Consider the following 20056-nt stretch of genomic DNA (forward strand, 5'->3'; position numbering starts at 1 on the left):
CCGCGGAGGGTGCGCATGAGCTTCGACGTCGACGCGCTGCTGACCGAGCTCGACCTGGACGCCAAAGCGGGCCTGCTCGCCGGTCAGGACGTCTGGTCCCTGCCCGCGCTGCCGCGGATCGGGCTCGCCGCCCTGGTCCTCTCCGACGGCCCGGTCGGCGTCCGCGGGACGCGCTGGAGCCCGGACGACCCTTCGGTCACCCTGCCCAGCCCGACCGCGCTCGCCGCGAGCTGGGACCCGCGCCTGGCGGTCGAAGCCGGCCGCCTGCTCGCGCAGGAGGCCCGCCGCAAGGGCGTGCACGTGCTGCTCGCGCCCACCGTCAACCTCCACCGCTCGCCACTGGGCGGCCGGCACTTCGAGTGCTACTCCGAAGATCCGCTCCTCACCGGGATGATCGGCGCCGGCTACGTGACCGGCGTGCAGGACGGCGGGGTCGCCGTCACGGTCAAGCACTTCGTCGCCAACGACTTCGAGACCGAACGCTTCACCGCCGACGTGCGCGTCGGCGAGCGTGCCCTGCGCGAGCTCTACCTCGCGCCGTTCGAGCTCATCGTCCGGCGCGCGAAGCCGTGGGGGATCATGGCCGCCTACAACAGCGTCAACGGCGTCACGATGACCCAGCACGCCGAGCTGCTCAACGGCGTGCTGCGCGACGAATGGGGCTTCGACGGCTTCGTCGTCTCCGACTGGCTGGCCGCGCGCGACACCGTCGCCTCCGCCAACGGCGGCCTCGACGTCGCCATGCCCGGCCCGCGCACGGTGTTCGGGGAACGGCTCGCCGAAGCCGTTCGCGGCGGCGAAGTCGGCGAAGCCGTCGTCGACGCCATGGTGCGCCGCGTGCTCCTGCTCGCCCACCGGGCCGGCGCGCTGGGCGACGCCCCGGCGCCCGGACACTCCGATGTGGACGGTGACGCCGTCGCGCGCGAAGTCGCGCACCGGTCCTTCGTGTTGCTCAGCAACGAAACCGGCGTGCTCCCGCTGCAGGAGCCGCAGAGCATCGCGCTCATCGGCGCGCTGGCCGCGGACCCGAAGATCCTCGGCGGTGGCAGTGCCACCGTGTTCCCCGAGCACGTCGTCTCCCCTCTCGACGGCCTGAAAGCGGCCGTTCCCCCGGGCACCGAGCTCGTCCACGCCCCCGGTGCCGATCCGCGGACGACGTTACCGACGGCCACCGACAATTTCCGGCTCCGCGCGACGGCCCGCGCCGCCGACGGCACCGAACTGGCGGAGTTTTCCCTGCGCCAGGCCAGGATCGACTGGATCGGCGAACTTCCGGCCGGGCTCGACATCGGCGCCCTCGCCTCGGTCGAGATCACCGGCACGTTCCTCCCGGACCGCAGCGGGACGCACACCTTCGGCGTCACCGGCCCCGGCGACCTCCGCCTCACCGTCGACGGCCAGACCCTCTTCGACGGCGTGAACCTGCCGGAGGGCGGGGACATCTTCACGTCCATCATGCAGGTCCACGAGCAGCGGCGGGAGATCGAGCTGACCGAGGGCGAGCCGGTCGACGTCAGCCTGACGTACTGGATCCCGTCGGAGATGGCGGAGTTCGCCCGCGGCACCTTCGCCTGGGTCACCTTCGCCCTCGGCCACCGCAGCCCGGTGCTCGACCCGGACGCCGCCATCGAGGAAGCCGTTGCGCTGGCGGCGAAGTCGGAGGTCGCCGTCGTCGTGGTCGGCACCACCGCCGAGGTCGAGAGCGAAGGGTTCGACCGGACGTCGCTCGCCCTGCCCGGCCGGCAGGACGAGCTCGTCACGCGGGTCGCGCGGGCCAACCCGAACACCGTCGTGGTCGTCAACGCCGGCGCCCCGGTCGAGCTGCCGTGGCGGGACGAAGTCGCCGCGGTGCTGCTCACCTGGTTCCCCGGCCAGGCCGGCGGCGACGCGCTCGCCGACGTCCTCTTCGGCCGCGAAGAGCCCGGCGGCCGCCTGCCGACGACCTGGCCGGCGAAGCTCGAAGACGCCCCGGTCACCGACGTGACGCCCGAAGAAGGCGTGCTCGAGTACAGCGAAGGCGTGTACATCGGCTACGGCGCTTGGGCCCGCGGCGAAAAGCAGCCGGCCTACTGGTTCGGCCACGGCCAGGGTTACACGACCTGGGTGTACGAAGAGCTCGACGCCTACCCGGACGACGAAGGCGGCGCGCGCGTCCGAGTCCGCGTACGCAACACGGGGACGCGTAAGGGCCGCGAAGTCGTCCAGCTCTACCTGGCCCCGACCGAACGCGGCGACCGGCCGCACCGCTGGCTGGCCGGGTTCGCGAGCGTCGAAGCCCGCCCAGGCCAGGCCGTCGAGACCGACATCGCCATCACGCCGAGGTCGGCCGAGGTCTGGCGCGACGGCTGGCAGCACATCGCCGGCGAGTACGTCCTGGAGGCGTCGCACTCCTACGCCGAGCCGCGGCTGAGCACGCGCGTGGTGCTGCAGAAAATACGTTGATCGCCGGCGCGCTTGTCCCCTAAGGTCTCGGGAAGGCACCTTGACCAGCGAAAGGAGGTGGGACCGATGATCACGCAACCGATCACGCGCTCCCACCTCGCAGCGAGGGTGCCGGCTGTCTGACCGGGAGCGCGTACTCCCGGAAGGATTTCCATGACCGAACTGGTCGTGCGCCCGCTCGAAGCGGGCGAAGAAGCACTGTTCACCTCCCTGCCCGACCGCGGTCTCGTCGGCCGCGCGCTGCTGGGCGACGACTTCATCGAGATGGCGAAGAGGGGCGAGTACCGGCCCGGGTGGACCTGGGTCGCACTGCGCGACGACGTCGTCGTGGCTCGCGCCGCCTGGTGGGCCAAAGCCGGCGACGAAGAGCCGATCGCCTTGGACTGGTTCGACTTCACCGATTTCGACGCGGCCGTCCACCTTCTGAAAACCGCACCGCTGCACGCGGAGTACGCGCTGCACACGCCCCCGGCGTGGCAGGACGACCCGCAGGTCGCCGCCGAGGTGACCGGCCGGGTCGAGGCGGCCGAAGCGGCGGGCTACCGCAAGCTCGTCGAGCGCTTCCGCTTCCGCTGGACCCCGGAAAACGGCCTGCCGGCGAAGCCCGGCCGGCTCGAGTTCCGGCCGGAGCCGGATGACGACGTCATCCTCGACGTCTTCAAGCGGGTGCACGTCGGCAGCCTCGACGCGCACGTCCGGAACACCGTCGAGAAGCACGGCCTCGACGCGGCCGCGCAGGAGGACCTCGACATCATGAAGTGGATGCCGGCGCCGCGGGACTGGTGGCGGCTGGCGTACACGCCCGACGGGGAACTCGCCGGGCTCGTGCTGCCGAGCCGCAACGTCTACGACCCGGTGGTCGGCTACGTCGCCGTGGTGCCCGAGCACCGTGGGAAGGGCTACGCCTACGACCTCCTGGTCGAGGCGACGCACGACCTAGTCGGCTACGGCGCGGACCGGATCGTCGCGGGCACCGACGTCGGCAACGTCCCGATGGCCAAGGCGTTCGCGAAGGCGGGCTATCCGGTGGTCCAGCACCGCATCGACTTCGTGTGACCCCGGGGGCGGCCGCGTCTTGCCGGGCGCGGCCGCCGCGCGCTACCGTCGCTAGAGCGATCTATCAAATTGGGGGCCGTGGTGGACAAGGGACTGACACCGCTTCGCGGGATACTCGGCTTCTCGCTGCTCAGCACGGCGATCCATTACGCGCACAACACCATCCGGTACGCGGACTACCCGCAGCTCCAGGGCGTCTCCCCATTCGTCGGGAGCATTGTCGTCGCTGTCACCTGGGTGCTGCTCACGGCCTTCGGCTGGTTCGGCTACCGCGCGTACGCGCAAGGCCGATATCCCCGCGCCCTGGCGTTCCTCTTGGTCTATTCCCTGGCCGGGATGGTCACCCTCGGCCATTTTCTCACCGGCGTCCCGCAGATCCCGGCGTTCTGGTTCGCGACGATCTTCACCGACGCCGCGGCCGGGCTCGCCCTGTGGGTGTTCCTCACCTGGGCCTGGGCCACGCTCAACCGGGTGACCGCCCGAGATCAAGTTTCTACACAACATTGACCTCCGTCTGACTCGTGTAGACAATCAGGTGAGTGACCACCACCACACCGGTTGCCTTCGATCGCCGTCCCGCCGAGTACCGCCACTGGCGCCTCCGGATCGACGGGGAGGTGGCCTGGCTGGAACTGGACGTCGACGAACAAGGCGGCCTGGTCCCGGGGTACGAGCTCAAGCTCAACTCCTACGACCTCGGTGTCGACATCGAGCTGTACGACGCCACCCAGCGGCTGCGGTTCGAGCACCCCGAGGTCCGCGTGGTCATCGTGACCAGCGCCAAGGACAGGGTCTTCTGCGCCGGCGCGAACATCCGGATGCTCGCCGCGTCGGAACACCACTGGAAGGTGAATTTCTGCAAGTTCACCAACGAGACCCGCAACGGCATGGAGGACGCCACCGAGCACTCCGGCCAGACCTACGTGGCCGCGGTCAACGGCACCTGCGCCGGTGGCGGCTACGAGATCGCGCTGGCCTGCGAAAAGATCTTTCTGATCGACGACAACGCCTCGACGGTCGCGCTGCCGGAGGTGCCCCTGCTGGGGGTGCTGCCCGGCACCGGCGGCCTCACCCGGGTCGTCGACAAGCGGCGCGTCCGCCGGGACCTCGCCGACGTCTTCGCCACCCGCCCGGACGGCGTCAAGGGCAAGACGGCGGTCGACTGGCGGCTGGTCGACGAACTGGTGCCCCGCCAGGACTTCCGCGAGAAGGTCCTCGAAAAGGCGAAGGCACTCGCCCGCGAGTCCGGAAAGCAGGCGGACCACGGCATCGAGCTGACCCCGCTCGAACATCGCTATGTCGACATCGAGGTCGAGAAGAACCAGGCCACGATCACCATCAAGGGTCCCGAAAACGACCCCGGTGACCTGCACGAAGAGGGCGCGGGCGGCTGGTTCCTCGCCATGACCCGCGAGCTGGACGACGCCATCCTGCGGCTGCGCACCAACGAGGTCGAAGCCGGGACGTGGATCCTCAAGACCCGAGGGGACCCGGCGAAGGTCCGGGCGCACGAAGAGGCCGTACTCGGGCAGAAGCACTGGCTGGCCAACGAGATCACGCACTACTTCAAGCGCACGCTCAAGCGCCTCGACGTCACCAGCCGCAGCCTGATCGCGCTCATCGAACCCGGCAGCTGCTTCACCGGCGCCCTGCTGGAGATCGCGCTCGCCGCGGACCGCCAGTACATCCTGGACGGCCCGCCGATCGACGACGAAGACAGCGACGAACGTGCCTCGATCGAGCTCACCGACGCCAACTTCGGCGCGTTCCCGATGGGCAACGGCCTGACCCGCCTGCAGACGCGGTTCTACGGCGACGACGACCACCTCACCTGGCTGGCGCGCGAGAAGAACCGCGAGCTGAGCGCCGCCGAAGCCCTCGAACTCGGCCTGGTCACCGACGCTCCGGACGACCTCGACTGGGAGGACGAGATCCGGATCGCCCTCGAAGGCCGCGCGTCGCTGTCCCCGGACGCGCTCACCGGCATGGAGGCCAACCACCGGTTCGTCGGTCCCGAGACCATCGAGACCAAGATCTTCGGCCGGCTGGCGGCTTGGCAGAACTGGATTTTCACCCGCCCGAACGCATCCGGGCCGGAAGGCGCGCTGCGCCGATACGGTACGGGGCAGAAGGCCGTCTTCGACAGGAAGCGGGTCTAGCGCAGATGCCCGAGAAGATCGACTACGACGTCAAGATCCCCAACAACGTCAACCTCTCCGAGGACCGCAGGCTGCAGCGCGCGCTGGAAGGCTGGCAGCCGAAGTTCCTGCACTGGTGGGGCGAAATGGGCCCGACGCTGGAAACCCAGGGCGTCTACCTGCGCACCGCCGTCAGCGTCGGCCGCGAAGGCTGGGCGCACTTCGACCACGTCAACGTGCCCGACTACCGCTGGGGCATCTTCCTCGCCGAGCGCGACCCGGACCGCCGGATCGCCTTCGGCGAGCACCAGGGCGAGCCGGTGTGGCAGCAGGTGCCCGGCGAATACCGGGCCGACCTGCAGCGGCTGATCGTCATCCAGGGCGACACCGAGCCGGCGTCGGTCGAGCAGCAGAAACTCCTCGGCCTGACCGCGCCGAGCCTGTACGACCTGCGGAACCTGTTCCAGGTCAACGTCGAAGAAGGCCGCCACCTGTGGGCGATGGTGTACCTGCTGCACGCCTACTTCGGCCGCGAAGGCCGGGACGAGGCCGAAGGGCTGCTGCTGCGCAACTCCGGCAGCCCGGACGCGCCCCGGATCCTCGGCGCGTTCAACGAGGAAACCGCCGACTGGCTGGCGTTCTACATGTTCACCTACTTCACCGACCGCGACGGGAAGTACCAGCTCGGCACGCTCAAGGAGTCCTCCTTCGACCCGCTCTCGCGCACCTGCGAGTTCATGCTGAAGGAGGAAGCGCACCACATGATGGTCGGCACCACCGGCGTCGACCGCGTGGTGATCCGCAGCGCCGAGCTGATCCGCGAGCACGACACCCTGGACATCGGCCCGCACGGCGGCATCCCGTTGGAAGTCGTCCAGCGGTACATCAACTTCCACTACACCGTTTCGCTCGACCTCTTCGGCAGCGAGACCTCGACCAACGCGGCCAACTACTACACCGCCGGGCTCAAGGGCCGTTGGCAGGAAACCCGGCGCAGGGACGACCACAAGCTCACCGGGGACGCCCGCACGCTGGAGCGGCCGAACGGCGACGGCACCTGGACGACCGAGGAGCAGCAGGCGATCCTGTTGCTCAACCTGGACCTGCGCAGCGAGTACGTGGCCGACTGCCAGACCGGCGTGAAGCGCTGGAACAAGATCCTCGCCGACGCCGGCGTCGACTTCGCGTTCCGCCTGCCGCACCCTGGCTTCAACCGCGAAGTCGGCATAAACTCCGGCCACCACGTCACTCCCGACGGCACCATCGTCGACGAGGCGACCTGGGAGGCCGGCCAACGGAAGTGGCTGCCCACGACCGAGGACCTCACGTTCGTCCGCTCGCTGATGCACCCGGTGTACGAGCGGGGGAAGATCGCGAGCTGGGTGGCGCCGCCGCGCCACGGCATCAACGGCAAGCCCATCGACTACGAGTACGTGCACCTCACGTAGGAGGACTGGTGGCGACAGGGTTCAACGCCGCGGAGTACCTGCTGCAGGCCGGGCACCCGGACGCGACCGCGGTCGTGTCGCCCCGCCGGTCCCTCACCTACGCCGAGCTCGCGGCGGAGTCCCGGCGCGTCGCCGGCGGGCTCGCCGCGCTCGGGGTGCGACCCGAAGAACGCGTCATGTTCTGCATGGTCGACGACGTCGAGCTGCTCACCGGCATCCTCGGCGCGATGCTGGCCGGCGCGGTCGCCGTCCCGGTCTCGACCATGGTCACCGGCCTGGAGCTGGGCAACGTGCTGGCCGACTCGCGGGCGCGGGTGCTGTGCGTGTCCGGGGAGTTCGCCGAGCAGGCGGTGACCGCGCTCGGCCTCGCCCCCGAGGTCACCGACGTCCTGCTCGACCGGTCCGACGCGACGGGCGTCCCGGACGGCGTCCGGACGCACCGGTGGTCCGAACTGGACGGGGCGTTCCGCGGCGGCCGGACGTGGGCGGACTCGCCCGCGCTGTGGCTGTACACCTCGGGCACGACCGGGCAGCCGAAGGGCGCGATGCACCGGCACGCGAGCATCCGAGCGGTCTGCGAGACCTACGCGCGCGGCGTGCTGGCGACGTCGGCGGCGGACCGGTTCCTGTCGGTGCCCAAGCTGTTCTTCGCCTACGGGCTGGGGAATTCGTGCTTCTTCCCGCTCGGCGCGGGCGGCACGACGCTGCTCGAGCCTTCGCGTCCGACGCCCGCGTTGTTCGCGAGACGCGCACGCGAGGAGCAGCCGTCGTTGTTCTTCGCGGTCCCGACGTTCTACGCGGCGCTGCTCGCCAGCGACGTCCCCGACGACTCGTTCGCTTCGGTGCGGTACGCGGTTTCGGCCGGCGAGCCGCTGCCCGCGTCGCTGTTCGAACGCTTTCGCGCGCGCTTCGGGCTGGAGATCCTCGACGGCATCGGGTCGACCGAGGCGCTGCACATCTTCCTGTCGAACCAGCCCGGCGCGGTGCGGCCGGGCACCACCGGCGTCGCCGTGCCCGGGTACTCGCTGCAGATCCGCGACGAAGCGGGCGCGGTGGTCGAGGCCGCCGGGCAGCCGGGTGAGCTGTTCGTGGCCGGGCCGTCGACGGCGACCGGGTACTGGGCCCGCTACGACGCGACGAAGCTCGTGTTCCAGGGCGAATGGCTGCGGACGGGCGACAGCTACGTGCGCAACGAGGACGGCACCTACAGCTGCCTGGGCCGGTTCGGCGACATGCTGAAGGCGGGCGGGATCTGGGTTTCACCGTCCGAAGTGGAGGAACGGCTGCGGCAGCACCCGGCGGTGGCCGAGGTGGCGGTCGTCGCCGCACCGGACGCCGACGGGCTCGACAAGCCGGTGGCGTGCGTGGTGCCCGCACCCGGGTTCGCCGTCGACCCGGACGAGCTGATCGAGTTCTGCCGCGAGGGCCTGGCGGCGTTCAAGCGCCCGCGCGGCGTGGTCGAGCTGGCCGAACTGCCGAAGACGGCGACCGGCAAGATCCGCCGCAACGTCATCCGCGACCAGGTCCGCGACGTGCTGCGGGCGGTGGCACCGCACCCATGATCGACGGGCACTTCGTGGTCGACGCGCACGTACACGCGCCGCGGCTGCCGACGCTGAAACCCGCGTGGCTGCAGTGGGCCCACGACTTCGCGGGCACGTACCCGTGGCGGTCGGTGTACGCGGACGACGGGTCCGTGGTCCCGGCGGCGATGGACGAGCTCATGGCGGCCGAAGGCGTCGACCGGGTCCTGCTGTTCTGCGAGTACAGCCCGCGCGCGACCGGGATTCAGCCGATCGAGGACAACGTGGCGCTGGTCTCCCACAACCCGGAGCGGTTCCGGCTGGTGGCGAACGTCAATCCGTACCTGCACCACCCGGCGGCGGCGGAAGCCGAGCGGCAGCTGGACCTGGGCGCGGTGGCGCTGAAGCTCCACCCGGTGCACGGCGCGTTCTCCCCGGCGGACAAGGAGCTGTACCCGGTCTACCAGCTGTGCCTCGAACGCGGGGTGCCGGTGATCCTCCACTCGGGAACGTCGAGCTTTCCCGGCTCCCGCACGAGTTTCGGCAATCCTGAGCTGCTGTCGGACGTGGTCGAGGACTTCCCGGCGTTGCAGTTCGTCTTCGCCCACGGCGGCCGCGGGTGGTGGTACGACGTGGCGGCGTTCCTCGCGCTGGCCCGGGACAACGTCTGGCTCGACCTGGCGGGCCTGCCGCCGAAGAAGCTTCCGGAGTACTACCAGCGGTTCGACCTGGCTCGGCTGGCGGGGAAGTTCGTGTTCGGCACCGACTGGCCCGGCGTGCCGTCGGTGGCCGCGAACGTCCGGGCGCTGGCCGGGCTGGGGCTGCCGGACGACGTGCTGAGCGGGGTGCTGGCGGGGAACGCGGTCAAGCTGATGCCGTCGCTGGCGTAGTGGTGCGCACGCGGGGGTGCCGGTGAGACTCCGGCACCCCCGCGCCCCCAGAGGTCAGGTCAGCACCTCGTGCAGGCAGAGGACGTTGCCTTCGGAGTCGTTGAACCAGGCCGCCCGCTCGTTGCCCAGCTCGGCGATGTGGGCGACCGTCTTCAGCCCTTCCGTCTCGAAGTCCTGGAAGTGCACGCCGCGGCTTTCCAGGGCGTCGACTTCGGCGGGCAGGTCGCTGACCTCGAAGCTCAGCGCCGTGCTCTCGCTCTGGGCGCCGGCCGGCATCGGGCGGAGGCCGATCGCGCCGCCGGCCGCGGCGAAGTAGAGCGTTCCGTCCTCGCCCTTCCCCACCTGCTTCAGGCCGAGGGAGTCCGCGTAGAAGTGACCGGCTCGTTCACTGTCGGTCACCGGAAGCATCGTCGTGATCGTCGATTCGGTCAGCATGGTTCTCATGGTGCGCCGTCGCGGGCACCGCGGTGACCTCGACTTTTTCAACGCCCGTCGTTGAACGCCCGGAGTGTCCGCATGGCTTCGGCGAGTGCCGCCGCGTCGTCACCCAGCGGGGTCAGCACGATGCGGCGCAGGATGTCCGCGGCGGCCGCGCGGGCCTGGTTCGCCACCTCGAGGCCGTGCTCGGTCAGCGACGCGAACGTGACGCGGCGGTCGTCGGGACTCGGGATCCGGCAGATCAGGTCGGCCGCCACCAGCCGGTCCGCCACCTTCGTGAAGCCGCCGCTGGACAGCGCCGCCTCGGTGGCCAGCCGGGTCATCGGCATCCGGTGTTCGGGCGAGCGGACCAGCCGCAGCAGGATGTCGAACGACGCGGGCGCGAGCCCGAACCGGCCGGCGATCTCGCCCATCAGCTTGTCCTGGGTGGCCAGGTAGCCCTCGATGACCAGGCCCCACCAGGTGACGATCTCGTCGTCGTCGGTGTTCGGATCAGGCGTCACGTGCGCCACCTTACCGCAAAGCTTCGCCGGAATATATCTTGCTAGCGAGAGGTTATCGGGTTACCTTGGACGAGGAGGCACCCATGTCGATCCGGACGACCGGCCTGCACCACGTCACCGCCATCGGCGGCGACCCGCAGCGCAACGCCGACTTCTACCTGCGCACCCTGGGCCTGCGGCTGGTGAAGACCACCGTGAACTTCGACGACCCGGGCACCTACCACCTCTACTACGGCGACAGCTCCGGCAAACCCGGTTCGCTGATGACGTTCTTCCCGTGGCCCGAGGCGCCCAGCGGCCGCCACGGCACCGGCCAGGCGACGACCACGTCGTTCTCCATCCCCGAAGCTTCGCTCGGCTGGTGGCAGCGGCACCTCGCCGCCGCCGGCGTCGACACCGGCGAAGTCCGCAACGCCGACGACGAAGCCACTCTCACGTTCCGTGACCCCGATGGCCTGCAGCTCGCGCTCGTCGCCCACCCGCAGGGCGACCCGCGGGACCCGTGGGACACCGAGCTCGTCCCGGCCGAGCACGCCATCCGCGGGCTGCACTCGGTGACACTCTCGGTGACCGAGGAAGACGCCACCGCCGGCATGCTCACCGGCGACCTCGGCCTCGGCTTCGCCCACCAGGACGGCAACCGGTTGCGGTTCGCCGCCGGTGAAGGCGGCCCGGGCGCGCTCGTCGACGTCCTCGTGACGCCGGACGCGCCGCGCGGGCTGGTCGCCGCGGGCAGCGTGCACCACGTCGCCTGGCGCGCGCCCGACGAGGAAACCCAGAAATCGTGGCGCGAAGAGCTCGTCGGCAAGGGCGTGCGAGTGACGTCCATTTTGGACCGCCAGTACTTCCGGTCGATCTACTTCCGCGAACCGGGCGGCACGCTCCTGGAGGTGGCGACCGACGAGCCCGGCTTCGCCATCGACGAGCCGTTGCTGGAGCTGGGCCGCGCCCTGAAGCTGCCGCCGTGGCTGGAGCCGCGCCGCGACGAAATCGAGCACATGCTGCCGAAGCTCAACCTGCCCACCGAGAACAACCCGGAGCTGTCATGACGCTGGCGCACGAGTACGCCGAGGGGGCGCCGGACGCGCCGGTGCTGCTCCTGCTGCACGGCACCGGCGGCCGCCCGGACGACCTGCTCGGCCTGGCCCGCGAGCTCAGCCCGGACTCCGCCGTGCTCGCGCCGGCCGGCCCGGTGTCGGAGCAGGGCGCCGCGCGCTGGTTCCGCCGGCTGGCCGAGGGCGTGTTCGACCACGAGGACGTCGTGCGGCGCGCGCACGAGCTCGCCGACTTCGTCCGGGACGCCCGCGAGGAGTACGGCTTCGGCGACCGGCGGCTGGTCGCCGTCGGCTTCTCGAACGGCGCCAACATCGCGGCCGCGGTGGCCCTGCTGCGGCCCGAGGTGGTCCGGGAAGCGGCGCTGTTTGCCGCGATGTCGCCGGTCCCGGCGCCGCCCGGGCACGACCTGTCCGCGTCGCGGATCTTCCTGGCCAACGGCGAACGCGACCCGATGGCGCCGCTCGCCTCCACCGAGGAGCTGATCCGGCTGCTGCGCGAACGCGGGGCCGACGTCGTCACGCAGCGCCACCCCGGCGGCCACCAGATCACTGTGGACGGTGTCCGCGCGGCCGCGAAGTGGATGACGGCCTGACGTTTGTACGGACCGTATACCGGACCACCCTACGATCGGGCGATGACTAACGAGGCACTACAGCGTGCTACCAAACTGCTGGACGCGGTCATCCTCGCCGACGGGCACAACGACCTGCCGTGGGAGCTGCGGCAGCACGGCGGCCCGAACCCGGTCGAAGCGGCCGCGTCGCTCGACCTGACCGTCCGGCAGCCCGCCCTGCACACCGACTTCCCGAAGCTCGCCGACGGGAAGCTCGGCATGCAGTTCTGGTCGGTGTACGTGCCCTGTGAGTTCGAGGGCCACAGTGCCGTGACCGCCGTCCTCGAGCAGATCGAAGTCGTCCACCAGCTGGTCGAGCGCTACCCCGGCCGGCTGCGCCTGGTCACCACCGCCGACGAGGCCGAGGCCGCCTTCGCCGACGGCCGGATCGCGTCGCTGCTCGGCGCCGAGGGCGGCCACAGCATCGCCGAGTCGCTCGGGGTGCTCCGGATCCTGCGCCGGCTCGGCGTCCGGTACATGACGCTGACGCACAACTTCAACACGACCTGGGCCGACTCCGGCACTGACGAGCCGGTCCACGGCGGGCTCACCGAGTTCGGCCGCGACGTCGTCCGCGAGATGAACAAGATCGGGATGATGGTCGACCTCTCGCACGTCGCGCCGTCGACCATGCGGGCGGCGATCGAGGTCAGCTCGGTGCCGGTGATCTTCAGCCACTCCTCGTGCACCGCCGTGAACGACCACCCCCGCAACGTCCCCGACGACGTCCTCGCCCAGCTGCCCGGCAACGGCGGCGTCGCGATGATCACCTTCGTGCCCGCGTTCGTCTCGCCGAAGGTGGCCGCCTGGAACGAGCGGCTCGAGGCCGCGATGGCCGAGGCCGGGCAGGAGTACCGGAACCTGACCCAGCGCGGGGCGTTCGTCAAGGAGTGGGACGGCCCGCCCAAGCCGCTCGCCACCGTCGAGGACGTCGTCGCGCACGTCGAACACGCCCGCGAGGTGGCCGGGATCGACCACATCGGCCTCGGCGGCGACTACGACGGCGTCGCTTCCCTGCCGGAGGGGCTGGAGGACACGTCCAAGTACCCCGTGTTGTTCGCCGCCCTGCTCGAGCGCGGGTGGAGTGAGGACGACTGCGCGAAACTGGCCGGCAAGAACACCCTCCGCGTTCTCCGTGAGGTCGACGGCTTCGCCCGTTAGGGGGTTTGAGCCAGCGCTCCCCGCCCGCCGGACGGACACTGGTCACATGACGCACGCGCGCGGGGGCGCGGCCGACCGCCCCACCGGTCCCGTACACCACGACCTGCCCGGCACCGAGGTGCCGGAAGGCGCCCTGGAACCCGCCGAGCTGCGCGCCGGCGACGTCCGGCCGGGCGCGGAGGAGGTGACGCCGGTGCGGCCGGCGCCCGCCAAACCGGCGGGCAAGACCCGGCCGACCCGGATCAGCGGCACCTGGGTCGCGGTGATCGCCGGCCTGCTCGTGCTGGTCGTGCTGCTGATCTTCATCCTGCAGAACCTGGACTCGGTGACCGTGCACTTCTTCGGCGCCGAAGGCCGCCTGCCGCTGGCCATCGCCATGCTGTTCTCGGCCATCGGCGGGGCGGTGCTGGTCGCCCTGATCGGCGGCGCCCGGATCCTGCAGCTGCGGAAGCAGGCGCGCCGCCGCTAGAGCGTCACTTTCACGTGAAAGTGACGCTCAGACGATGATCGACGTCATCCCGAGGACGGTGGCGCAAACGCTTTCGTCCCCGGACGTCCGGACGCGGCCGACGTCGGCCGCGTTGCGGGTGCAGAGCCGCCAGAACGTGTCCAGGTCCGTCGTTACCGACGCCAGCGGGGTGCGTGACGGCGGCGCGCCGCGGTCCAGGACCCAGCCGTCGCGCTCGCGGCGCGCGTACCACCTGCCCTGGCCGGTGACGGTGTAGCCGACCTGCTTGCCGACGCGGGCGTCGACGCCGCGCAGGGTGTGCGGCAGCGCGCGGACGAATGTGTCGGCGATCGGCTCGGCGTACTCCGCTTCCAGCGGCGTGTGCTCCAGCGCCTCGCGGATCTGCACGTGGTGCACCCAGAATTCGGAGTAGTCGCGGGCCGCGTCGAGCCAGCGCGGCGCGGGCTCGTCGCCCGCCCACGACACCGGGATGCCGAGGGCGTCGAGGTCCAGCTGCGCCCAGTACTCGGTCGTCTGGCCCATGAACTCGTACAGCATGGTGAGCAGGACGTCCGTCGAGAGGCGGCGGCAGGCGACGACCCACTCCTCGTTGATCCGGTCGATGAACCGCGGGAAGGCCTCACCCGAACGGGGGGATTCCGCCCGGTGCCCGTCGCGGCCGTGGGACAGCCGGCCGACCTTGTCCCCCAGCAGGTGGGCGGCGACGTCCTTGACCGTCCAGCCGGCGCACATGGTCGACCGCGTCCAGTCCTCGTCGGTCAGCGCGCCGAGCAGCGTCATCAGCGCCTGTTCCTCCTTGGAGAAGTACGGGAGGACGTCGATCGGCGGGCCCCAGCGCGTCGGACTCATACCGGCCATCCAACACGCACATCACACCTCCATTCGGCCTACCCGCAGGTAGCATCAGCCGCGTAAGCAGAGGGGAGTCCGCCGGTGAACGCAGAGCGACCGAACGGCCGGGGCACGGCCGACGAGGTGGCCGACCTGGCCCGCCGCGCCGGCCAGCTGGCGGGCTGGGCCTCGCGCACCGGTTTCGCGCTCGGTCGCAAGCTCCCCGGCGTCGAGACCGCCGAACGCGGTGTCCGGCAGGTCGAGCGCCGGCTGCTGACCGAGCTGCGCCGCCGGCTCGACGAGGTCGACGACCCGTACCACGCCGCCCTGACCGCCGCGTCGGCGATGAACCGCCCGGCGGTGCCCGGGAAGGTCGAAGCCGCCGTGACGCTCGTGCCCCTGCGCGACAACCACGGCGAGCCGCTGCGCGCCGCGATGGCCGAGCTGCTCAACCACTCCATCGGCTTCGGCCGGGACCGCGCCCGCGAGTACTTCTACGCGATCATCCTGCGCCAGCTGACGCCGGACGAGGCCCGCATCCTGTCGGCGTTGTCCGACGGCTCGCCGTTCCCCGCCGTCGACGTCGTCGAGCGGACCGGCCTCGGCGGCAACGGCCGGGTGGTGCTGCGCAACGCCTCGACGGTCGGCAAGGCGGCCGGGGTGTCGCTGCCCGACCAAGTGCCCGGCTACGTCACCCGGCTGATCGGGCTCGGCCTGGTCGACCTGGACGAAGAGGTGCCGTCGCTGGAGACGCAGTACGAGATCCTGCTGACCGACGAAACCGTGCGCGAGGCGGAGAAGCACGTCCGGCGCGCGAAGTTCGTCCGGCGGACGATCCACGTCTCGCGCCTCGGCGCGCAGTTCTGGCAGGCCTGCGACCCGAGCCTGGGTTAGCGGGATGGGGGCCTTCTTCGGCGGCATCCTCGCCGACTTCGCGCGGCACTGGCCCCTCTACGTCTCGATCCCCCTCGTCGCGGCGCTGATCGGCTACGGCACCAAGCTCGTGGCGATCCGGATGATGTTCCAGCCGGTGGAGTTCGTCGGCGTCAAGCCGTTCCTGGGCTGGCAGGGCATCGTCCCGAAGCGCGCGGCCCGGATGGCGAGCATCGCCTGCGACACGATGACCGAGCAGCTGATCAAGCCGGCCGAGGTCGTCGCGCGCCTCGACGCGTCCCGGATCGCCCAGGAGATCGAGAAGCCGTTGCTGGCGGGCGTGGAGGACATCGTCCGCGAGGTGGCGGCGCACTACCGGCCGGGGCTGTGGGAGTCGCTGCCGGAGCGCGTGCAGCGCCTGGTGATCCAGCGCGTCCAGCACGAATCGCCGCGGATGGTCGCCGCCGTGCTCGACCTGATCAAGTCCGATGTGGACAGTGTGTTCGACCTCAAGGGCATGGTGGTCACCAGCCTGGTCAAGGACAAGCGCCTGCTCAACCGGATCTTCCAGGAGGCGGGCGCTCGCGAGTTCAAGTTCATCGCGCGGTCCGGGTTGGTCTTCGGCGGCGCGATCGGCGTCGTCCAGATGGTGGCGTGGGTGCTGTTCAAGTTCCCGCCGATCATGCCGGTCTTCGGCCTGTTCACAGGCTGGTTCACGGACTGGCTGGCGCTGCGGATGATCTTCTACCCGATCGAGCCCCGCCGGTATTTCGGCGTGCAGTGGCAGGGCCTGTTCCTGAAGCGGCGGGCGGAGGTCGCGGAGGCGTACGGGTCGTTGATCGCGAAGGAGATCATCACCCCGCACAACGTGATCGAGGCGATTCTCCACGGACCGCTGTCGGACCGGGTGCTGGCGCTGATCCAGCGCCAGCTGGACCGGGAGCTGGGGAGTGTCGCGAAGCCGCTGCTGGTTTTCGCGGTGGGCTCGCGCAAGTACCAGGACGTGAAGCTGGCGATCGCGTCCCAGATCATGTCGCGGCTGCCGGAGACGATGCGCTACATCGAGGATTACGCGACGGACGCGATGGACATCCGGAACGTGCTGGTGTCGAAGATGAAGGAGCTGTCACCCCGGGAGTTCGAGCGGTTGCTGCGGCCGGCTTTCGAGCAGGACGAGTGGATTCTGATCGCTACGGGGGCGGTGCTGGGGTTCGCGGTCGGTGAGGCCCAGGTGCTGGCGTTGGAGCAGCTGGCGGGTTAGGTGCGTCGCCGGGGGCGGCTGTCCGGGCGAAGAAATCCACCCGAACAGCCGTACGCCCGTACGTATCTCCGCGCTCGCCCGGCGCCTCTACTGTGCGTCAGGATGACCGATCGGCGGGAGAACTCCATGGCCGAGACCGCGGAACCGTGGCAGCAGGAAATCCGCCTGGCGATGACCATGGTGGGTGGGGCCAGCCTGGCCATCTGGATGGGCGGGGTGGCCACCGAGACGTCGCAGCTGCTGCGGGAGTCGCGTGGCAGCGCGCCCGGTCTCTACCGGCGGCTGCTTGATGTCCTGCGGGCGAGCGTGTCGATCGACGTCCTGACCGGGACCAGTGCCGGGGGGATCAACGCCGCCTGTCTCGGGCTCGCGGAAGCCTTCCGCTCCACGCCGCAGGTCTTGCGGGACACCTGGATCACCACCGGCTCACTGGAAAACCTCGTGCGGGACGCGCGGGAGGCGCAGCCGCGGTCCGTGCTCGATGGGGATCGGGTGCTGCTCGAAGACGTCGAACGGGCGCTGCGGCAGATCACCGCCGGTGGGGCGCCGCCGGTCGAGGAGCCGGATATCACCGTGCTGCTCACCGGCACGATGATCGATGGGGAGACCACCCGGTTCGACGATGCGCTGGGGAACCTGGTGCGGGACACCGAACACCGGATGCTCTTCCGGTTCTGTGGTCCACTGTGGACCGTCGGGGTGGAGGGGCCGCTCGCGCTGGCCGCCCGCTCCACCGCGTCCTTCCCCGGCGCCTTCGAGCTGTCGCGGATGCCCATCGGCACCGACGGGACCGATCGGCTGCACCCCGACATGACGCCGTACACCGAGCTGACGCGTTCGCACTGGCTCACCGACGGCGGGGTGCTGCTGAACAAGCCGCTGCGGCCGGCGCTGCGGGAGATCTTCGAACGGCGGTCCAACGTCGACGTGCGGCGGCTGCTGCTCTACGTCGTGCCGACCGGCGAGGGGGAGACCGACGCCGTCGGGTGTGATGCGGGGCGCCCGCCGCTGTTGTCGAACGCGATGGCCAAGGTCGTCAACACCGTGATGAGCCAGTCGATCAGCGCCGAGCTCGACGACCTGACCCGGCACAACGACGCCGTGCTGCGCGCCCGCGACACCCGGGTTTCGCTGGCCGCGCTGGGGCTGCGCGGGGGTCCGGAATGCCTGGTCGACACGCGGATCGCCGCCGCCTACCTCGAGCGGCGGACCGCGGAGGACGCCGCCGAGCTCGTGCGGGTCGCCGCCCGGCGGTACGCGCTGGCCGAACCCGGCACCCAGTGGGCGTCCGGGATGTCGCAGCGGCTGCGGGACATCGCGGTGGCGGGGCTCGCCGGCGACATCCCGGTCGCGCCGCCGGCCGGCCGCGTGCCGGTCGCCGGCCTGGTGCCCTACCGGACGACCGCGCTCGACGACGCCGTCGCGATCGGCCTGCAGCTGATCAACGCCGGCTTCCGGCTGCAGGCGGACGCCGGCCGGTCGCCGGAACTCAACGCCGCGCGCGAACAGCTGCACGAGGCGCGCCGGACCGCCGGCCGCGGCGTGCGGCTGGGGCAGTGGGTCACCGCGCACCCGGGGCCCGGCGCCGCCTCGCTGGAGACGTGGATCGAAGACCTCGCCCGGGAATGGGTCCAGCCGGACAAGACGGCCGCGGTGGCCGGGGCGTGGCCGCTGCTGGTTCAGGGGCTGCGGGCCGCGGCGCCGGCCCTGCGGGCGCTGGCCGAAGCGGAAACCGAGAAGTCGGAATCCGTCACGACCCTGCTGAACTGGCTGGCACTGGGCCCGGACGCCGCCGGCACCGACGACGTCGTCCAAGCCCGCCTGCTCACCCTGCACGTGGCGACGCGCGGGCTGCTCGCGCAGGCGCCGTCGGTCGACCAGCGGGTCGACCTCGTGCAGGTCAGCGCCGATTCCCGGACGCTGCTGGACATGACGCGACGCCGGTCGTGGGACAAGCTGACCGGCATGCAGGCGAGCTACTTCGGCGCCTTCTACAAGGCGTCCTGGCGGGCCAGCGACTGGATGTGGGGCCGCGTCGACGGCGCCGGCTGGCTGGTCCAGTGCCTGCTCGACCCGGTCCGCCTCGAAACCGTGCGTGACGTCGTCGGGCGGGACCGGTTCCGCGAGGAGTTCCGCGCGGCGCTGGCGCCGGGCTGGCGCAAGCCGGACGAGCGCGACCGCTGCACGACCGATGAGGCGAAGCAGCTGGGCGACCAGCTGGCCGCCGAACTCGCCTTCCTCGGCCTCGACGCCGATCTGAACCCGGTGGCCGGGCCGGACGCCGAACGCCCGGTCAGCATGCCGGTCACGGCCATGGTGCTGGCCCGGAGCCGGCAGGAGGAGATCGCCGCCGAGGAACTCCCGGTCGTCGACCTCGCGGCACGCTTCGACGCCGAAGACCGCCCGGGCATCGAGCAGGCGCTGGCCGAGGAGCTGCCCCGGATCGACGTGGCGGCCTCGCAGGCCCGGTTCCAGTCCTGCCGCGTCTCGGCCGAGACGCTCGCCGGGGAGCAGGGGACCGCCCGGCTGACCCGCACCCTGGTCGCCCTCGGCGCCGCCACGGTCAACGCCGGGACGGTCGCGTTCCAGCTGCCCGGCGGCTGGCCGAAGACCGTCGCGGGCATCCTGCGGACGGTCGCCAGGAGCACGGCGAGGGTCGCGCAGGGCGCGTCCCGGCTCGGCACGGCCGGCTCGCTCGTGGCCGGCGTGCTGGCGCTGCTGGCCGGCCTGGTGATCGGCAGCAACGGCGGCGCGGTCCTGCAGTGGATCGGCCTCCCGGTCCTCGCGGGCGCGGCCGTCTACCTGGCGACGGCGCTGCTCACGACCGGCCGCAAGATGCGGTGGCTGTGCACGGCGCTGGGGGTGCTGGTCGTGGCGGCGCTGCTGCTGGCCGCGTTCCTGCCCCCGCTCGCTCGCCCGTTCTTCGGCTGGCTGGGTGACGTCGTGGCCGGCTGGCGCCGCGGCGAAGGCGCGGTGTGGTGGCTGGTGGTGTCCGGGCTGCTGATCCTGCCCGCGGTCGTGATGCCGGTGAGCGCGATCGCGCGCCGCCTCGGCCACCGCCTGCGGTCACGCAAAGCGAAGGCGGTGGCGCTCAACGTCGCCGGCGCCGGCCGGGGCAGCGGTGGTTCGCCCCGGCGGGTCGCGACCAAGCCGGCCGCCCCGGACGCCGTCGCCGGACGCGTGCGCTGAGCGACTCGCCGCCGGCGGTTCCGGCCCGTCGCCTTGCGATCATCCCGGTTCGGGGTCATGGTGCTAACGGGTCGTGGGCCGCGGACCGCGCTTCTGCCCAGCCTCCGGCCACGTCAAACATGTTTGTGTGACTGCTCACCGGGTATACCGCGTCGTTGCAGGTCA

17 protein-coding genes are annotated in these 20056 nt (G+C 71.1%); 14 read left to right on the plus strand and 3 right to left on the minus strand.

The annotated features are described in order from the left end of the window. The first annotated feature begins 15 nt into the window (after window positions 1-15). The 7 genes from C2L59_RS20940 (at window position 16) to C2L59_RS20970 (ending at window position 9497) form a co-directional block, all read left to right on the plus strand. Window positions 16-2442, plus strand: coding sequence for a glycoside hydrolase family 3 protein (locus C2L59_RS20940; protein WP_103351194.1), 2427 nt, complete (start codon window positions 16-18; stop codon window positions 2440-2442). Window positions 2443-2595: 153 nt separating this feature from the next. Next, window positions 2596-3498 (plus strand): GNAT family N-acetyltransferase, encoded by a 903-nt coding sequence (locus C2L59_RS20945; protein WP_103351195.1) that lies wholly within the window; start codon window positions 2596-2598, stop codon window positions 3496-3498. An 81-nt stretch (window positions 3499-3579) separates the two neighbouring features. Further along, entirely contained in the window at window positions 3580-4005 is a 426-nt protein-coding gene (locus tag C2L59_RS20950; RefSeq protein ID WP_370444761.1) for a hypothetical protein, read from the plus strand. A 32-nt stretch (window positions 4006-4037) separates the two neighbouring features. Continuing rightward, window positions 4038-5657: a 2,3-epoxybenzoyl-CoA dihydrolase gene (gene boxC, locus C2L59_RS20955; protein ID WP_103351196.1), complete on the plus strand. Its 1620-nt coding sequence runs from the start codon at window positions 4038-4040 to the stop codon at window positions 5655-5657. Between the two features lie 5 nt (window positions 5658-5662). Then, window positions 5663-7084, plus strand: coding sequence for a benzoyl-CoA 2,3-epoxidase subunit BoxB (boxB, locus tag C2L59_RS20960; RefSeq protein ID WP_103351197.1), 1422 nt, complete (start codon window positions 5663-5665; stop codon window positions 7082-7084). Window positions 7085-7092: 8 nt separating this feature from the next. Continuing rightward, a complete protein-coding gene (locus C2L59_RS20965; RefSeq protein WP_103351198.1) occupies window positions 7093-8646 on the plus strand; it encodes a benzoate-CoA ligase family protein in 1554 nt (517 codons plus the stop codon). Then, window positions 8643-9497 carry an amidohydrolase family protein gene (locus C2L59_RS20970; protein WP_103351199.1) on the plus strand — a complete coding sequence of 285 codons (855 nt, stop codon included), beginning with the start codon at window positions 8643-8645 and terminating at the stop codon, window positions 9495-9497. The genes C2L59_RS20965 and C2L59_RS20970 overlap by 4 nt, the downstream gene beginning before the upstream one ends. A 54-nt stretch (window positions 9498-9551) precedes the next feature. Here the strand turns inward: C2L59_RS20970 and C2L59_RS20975 are convergent, their stop codons facing one another. Both C2L59_RS20975 and C2L59_RS20980 read right to left on the minus strand, forming a co-directional pair. After that, window positions 9552-9932: a VOC family protein gene (locus C2L59_RS20975; RefSeq protein WP_103351200.1), complete on the minus strand. Its 381-nt coding sequence runs from the start codon at window positions 9930-9932 to the stop codon at window positions 9552-9554. Between the two features lie 47 nt (window positions 9933-9979). Then, window positions 9980-10438: a MarR family winged helix-turn-helix transcriptional regulator gene (locus C2L59_RS20980; RefSeq protein WP_103351201.1), complete on the minus strand. Its 459-nt coding sequence runs from the start codon at window positions 10436-10438 to the stop codon at window positions 9980-9982. Between the two features lie 83 nt (window positions 10439-10521). Between C2L59_RS20980 and C2L59_RS20985 the strand changes: the two genes are divergently transcribed. From C2L59_RS20985 to C2L59_RS21000, 4 genes are read left to right on the plus strand one after another with little or no spacing between them, the layout of a single operon-like run. Beyond that, window positions 10522-11487, plus strand: a complete 966-nt coding sequence (locus C2L59_RS20985) for a ring-cleaving dioxygenase (protein WP_103351202.1) — start codon at window positions 10522-10524, stop codon at window positions 11485-11487. Beyond that, window positions 11484-12086 (plus strand): alpha/beta hydrolase, encoded by a 603-nt coding sequence (locus C2L59_RS20990; RefSeq protein ID WP_103351203.1) that lies wholly within the window; start codon window positions 11484-11486, stop codon window positions 12084-12086. The genes C2L59_RS20985 and C2L59_RS20990 overlap by 4 nt, the downstream gene beginning before the upstream one ends. Window positions 12087-12128: 42 nt before the next feature. Further along, entirely contained in the window at window positions 12129-13268 is a 1140-nt protein-coding gene (locus tag C2L59_RS20995; protein WP_103351204.1) for a dipeptidase, read from the plus strand. 46 nt (window positions 13269-13314) lie between these two features. Further along, a complete protein-coding gene (locus C2L59_RS21000) occupies window positions 13315-13737 on the plus strand; it encodes a lipopolysaccharide assembly LapA domain-containing protein (RefSeq protein WP_103351205.1) in 423 nt (140 codons plus the stop codon). A gap of 27 nt (window positions 13738-13764) precedes the next feature. On the opposite strand, the gene C2L59_RS21005 is transcribed toward C2L59_RS21000, so the two are convergent. Next, window positions 13765-14586: a maleylpyruvate isomerase family mycothiol-dependent enzyme gene (locus C2L59_RS21005; RefSeq protein ID WP_103351206.1), complete on the minus strand. Its 822-nt coding sequence runs from the start codon at window positions 14584-14586 to the stop codon at window positions 13765-13767. Between the two features lie 84 nt (window positions 14587-14670). Between C2L59_RS21005 and C2L59_RS21010 the strand changes: the two genes are divergently transcribed. From C2L59_RS21010 to C2L59_RS21020, 3 genes are all read left to right on the plus strand, one after another. After that, a complete protein-coding gene (locus tag C2L59_RS21010; RefSeq protein ID WP_103351207.1) occupies window positions 14671-15462 on the plus strand; it encodes an Abi-alpha family protein in 792 nt (263 codons plus the stop codon). Between the two features lie 4 nt (window positions 15463-15466). Continuing rightward, window positions 15467-16702 (plus strand): DUF445 domain-containing protein, encoded by a 1236-nt coding sequence (locus C2L59_RS21015; RefSeq protein WP_103351208.1) that lies wholly within the window; start codon window positions 15467-15469, stop codon window positions 16700-16702. Between the two features lie 126 nt (window positions 16703-16828). Next, window positions 16829-19891 carry a patatin-like protein gene (locus C2L59_RS21020; RefSeq protein ID WP_103351209.1) on the plus strand — a complete coding sequence of 1021 codons (3063 nt, stop codon included), beginning with the start codon at window positions 16829-16831 and terminating at the stop codon, window positions 19889-19891. Window positions 19892-20056: the final 165 nt, after the last annotated feature.

The sequence above is a fragment of the Amycolatopsis sp. CA-128772 genome (assembly GCF_002904295.1).
Classification (GTDB): domain Bacteria; phylum Actinomycetota; class Actinomycetes; order Mycobacteriales; family Pseudonocardiaceae; genus Amycolatopsis.

Excerpts from the sequence above, each read along its gene's own strand:
- C2L59_RS20975 (WP_103351200.1), bottom strand. The coding sequence starts at position 9,932 with ATGCTGACCGAATCGACGATCACGACGATGCTTCCGGTGACCGACAGT.
- C2L59_RS21015 (WP_103351208.1), top strand. The coding sequence starts at position 15,467 with ATGGGGGCCTTCTTCGGCGGCATCCTCGCCGACTTCGCGCGGCACTGG.
- C2L59_RS21020 (WP_103351209.1), top strand. The coding sequence starts at position 16,829 with ATGGCCGAGACCGCGGAACCGTGGCAGCAGGAAATCCGCCTGGCGATG.
- C2L59_RS20990 (WP_103351203.1), top strand. The coding sequence starts at position 11,484 with ATGACGCTGGCGCACGAGTACGCCGAGGGGGCGCCGGACGCGCCGGTG.
- C2L59_RS20995 (WP_103351204.1), top strand. The coding sequence starts at position 12,129 with ATGACTAACGAGGCACTACAGCGTGCTACCAAACTGCTGGACGCGGTC.
- C2L59_RS20945 (WP_103351195.1), top strand. The coding sequence starts at position 2,596 with ATGACCGAACTGGTCGTGCGCCCGCTCGAAGCGGGCGAAGAAGCACTG.
- C2L59_RS21005 (WP_103351206.1), bottom strand. The coding sequence starts at position 14,586 with ATGAGTCCGACGCGCTGGGGCCCGCCGATCGACGTCCTCCCGTACTTC.
- C2L59_RS21000 (WP_103351205.1), top strand. The coding sequence starts at position 13,315 with ATGACGCACGCGCGCGGGGGCGCGGCCGACCGCCCCACCGGTCCCGTA.
- C2L59_RS20970 (WP_103351199.1), top strand. The coding sequence starts at position 8,643 with ATGATCGACGGGCACTTCGTGGTCGACGCGCACGTACACGCGCCGCGG.
- C2L59_RS20940 (WP_103351194.1), top strand. The coding sequence starts at position 16 with ATGAGCTTCGACGTCGACGCGCTGCTGACCGAGCTCGACCTGGACGCC.
- boxB (WP_103351197.1), top strand. The coding sequence starts at position 5,663 with ATGCCCGAGAAGATCGACTACGACGTCAAGATCCCCAACAACGTCAAC.
- C2L59_RS20985 (WP_103351202.1), top strand. The coding sequence starts at position 10,522 with ATGTCGATCCGGACGACCGGCCTGCACCACGTCACCGCCATCGGCGGC.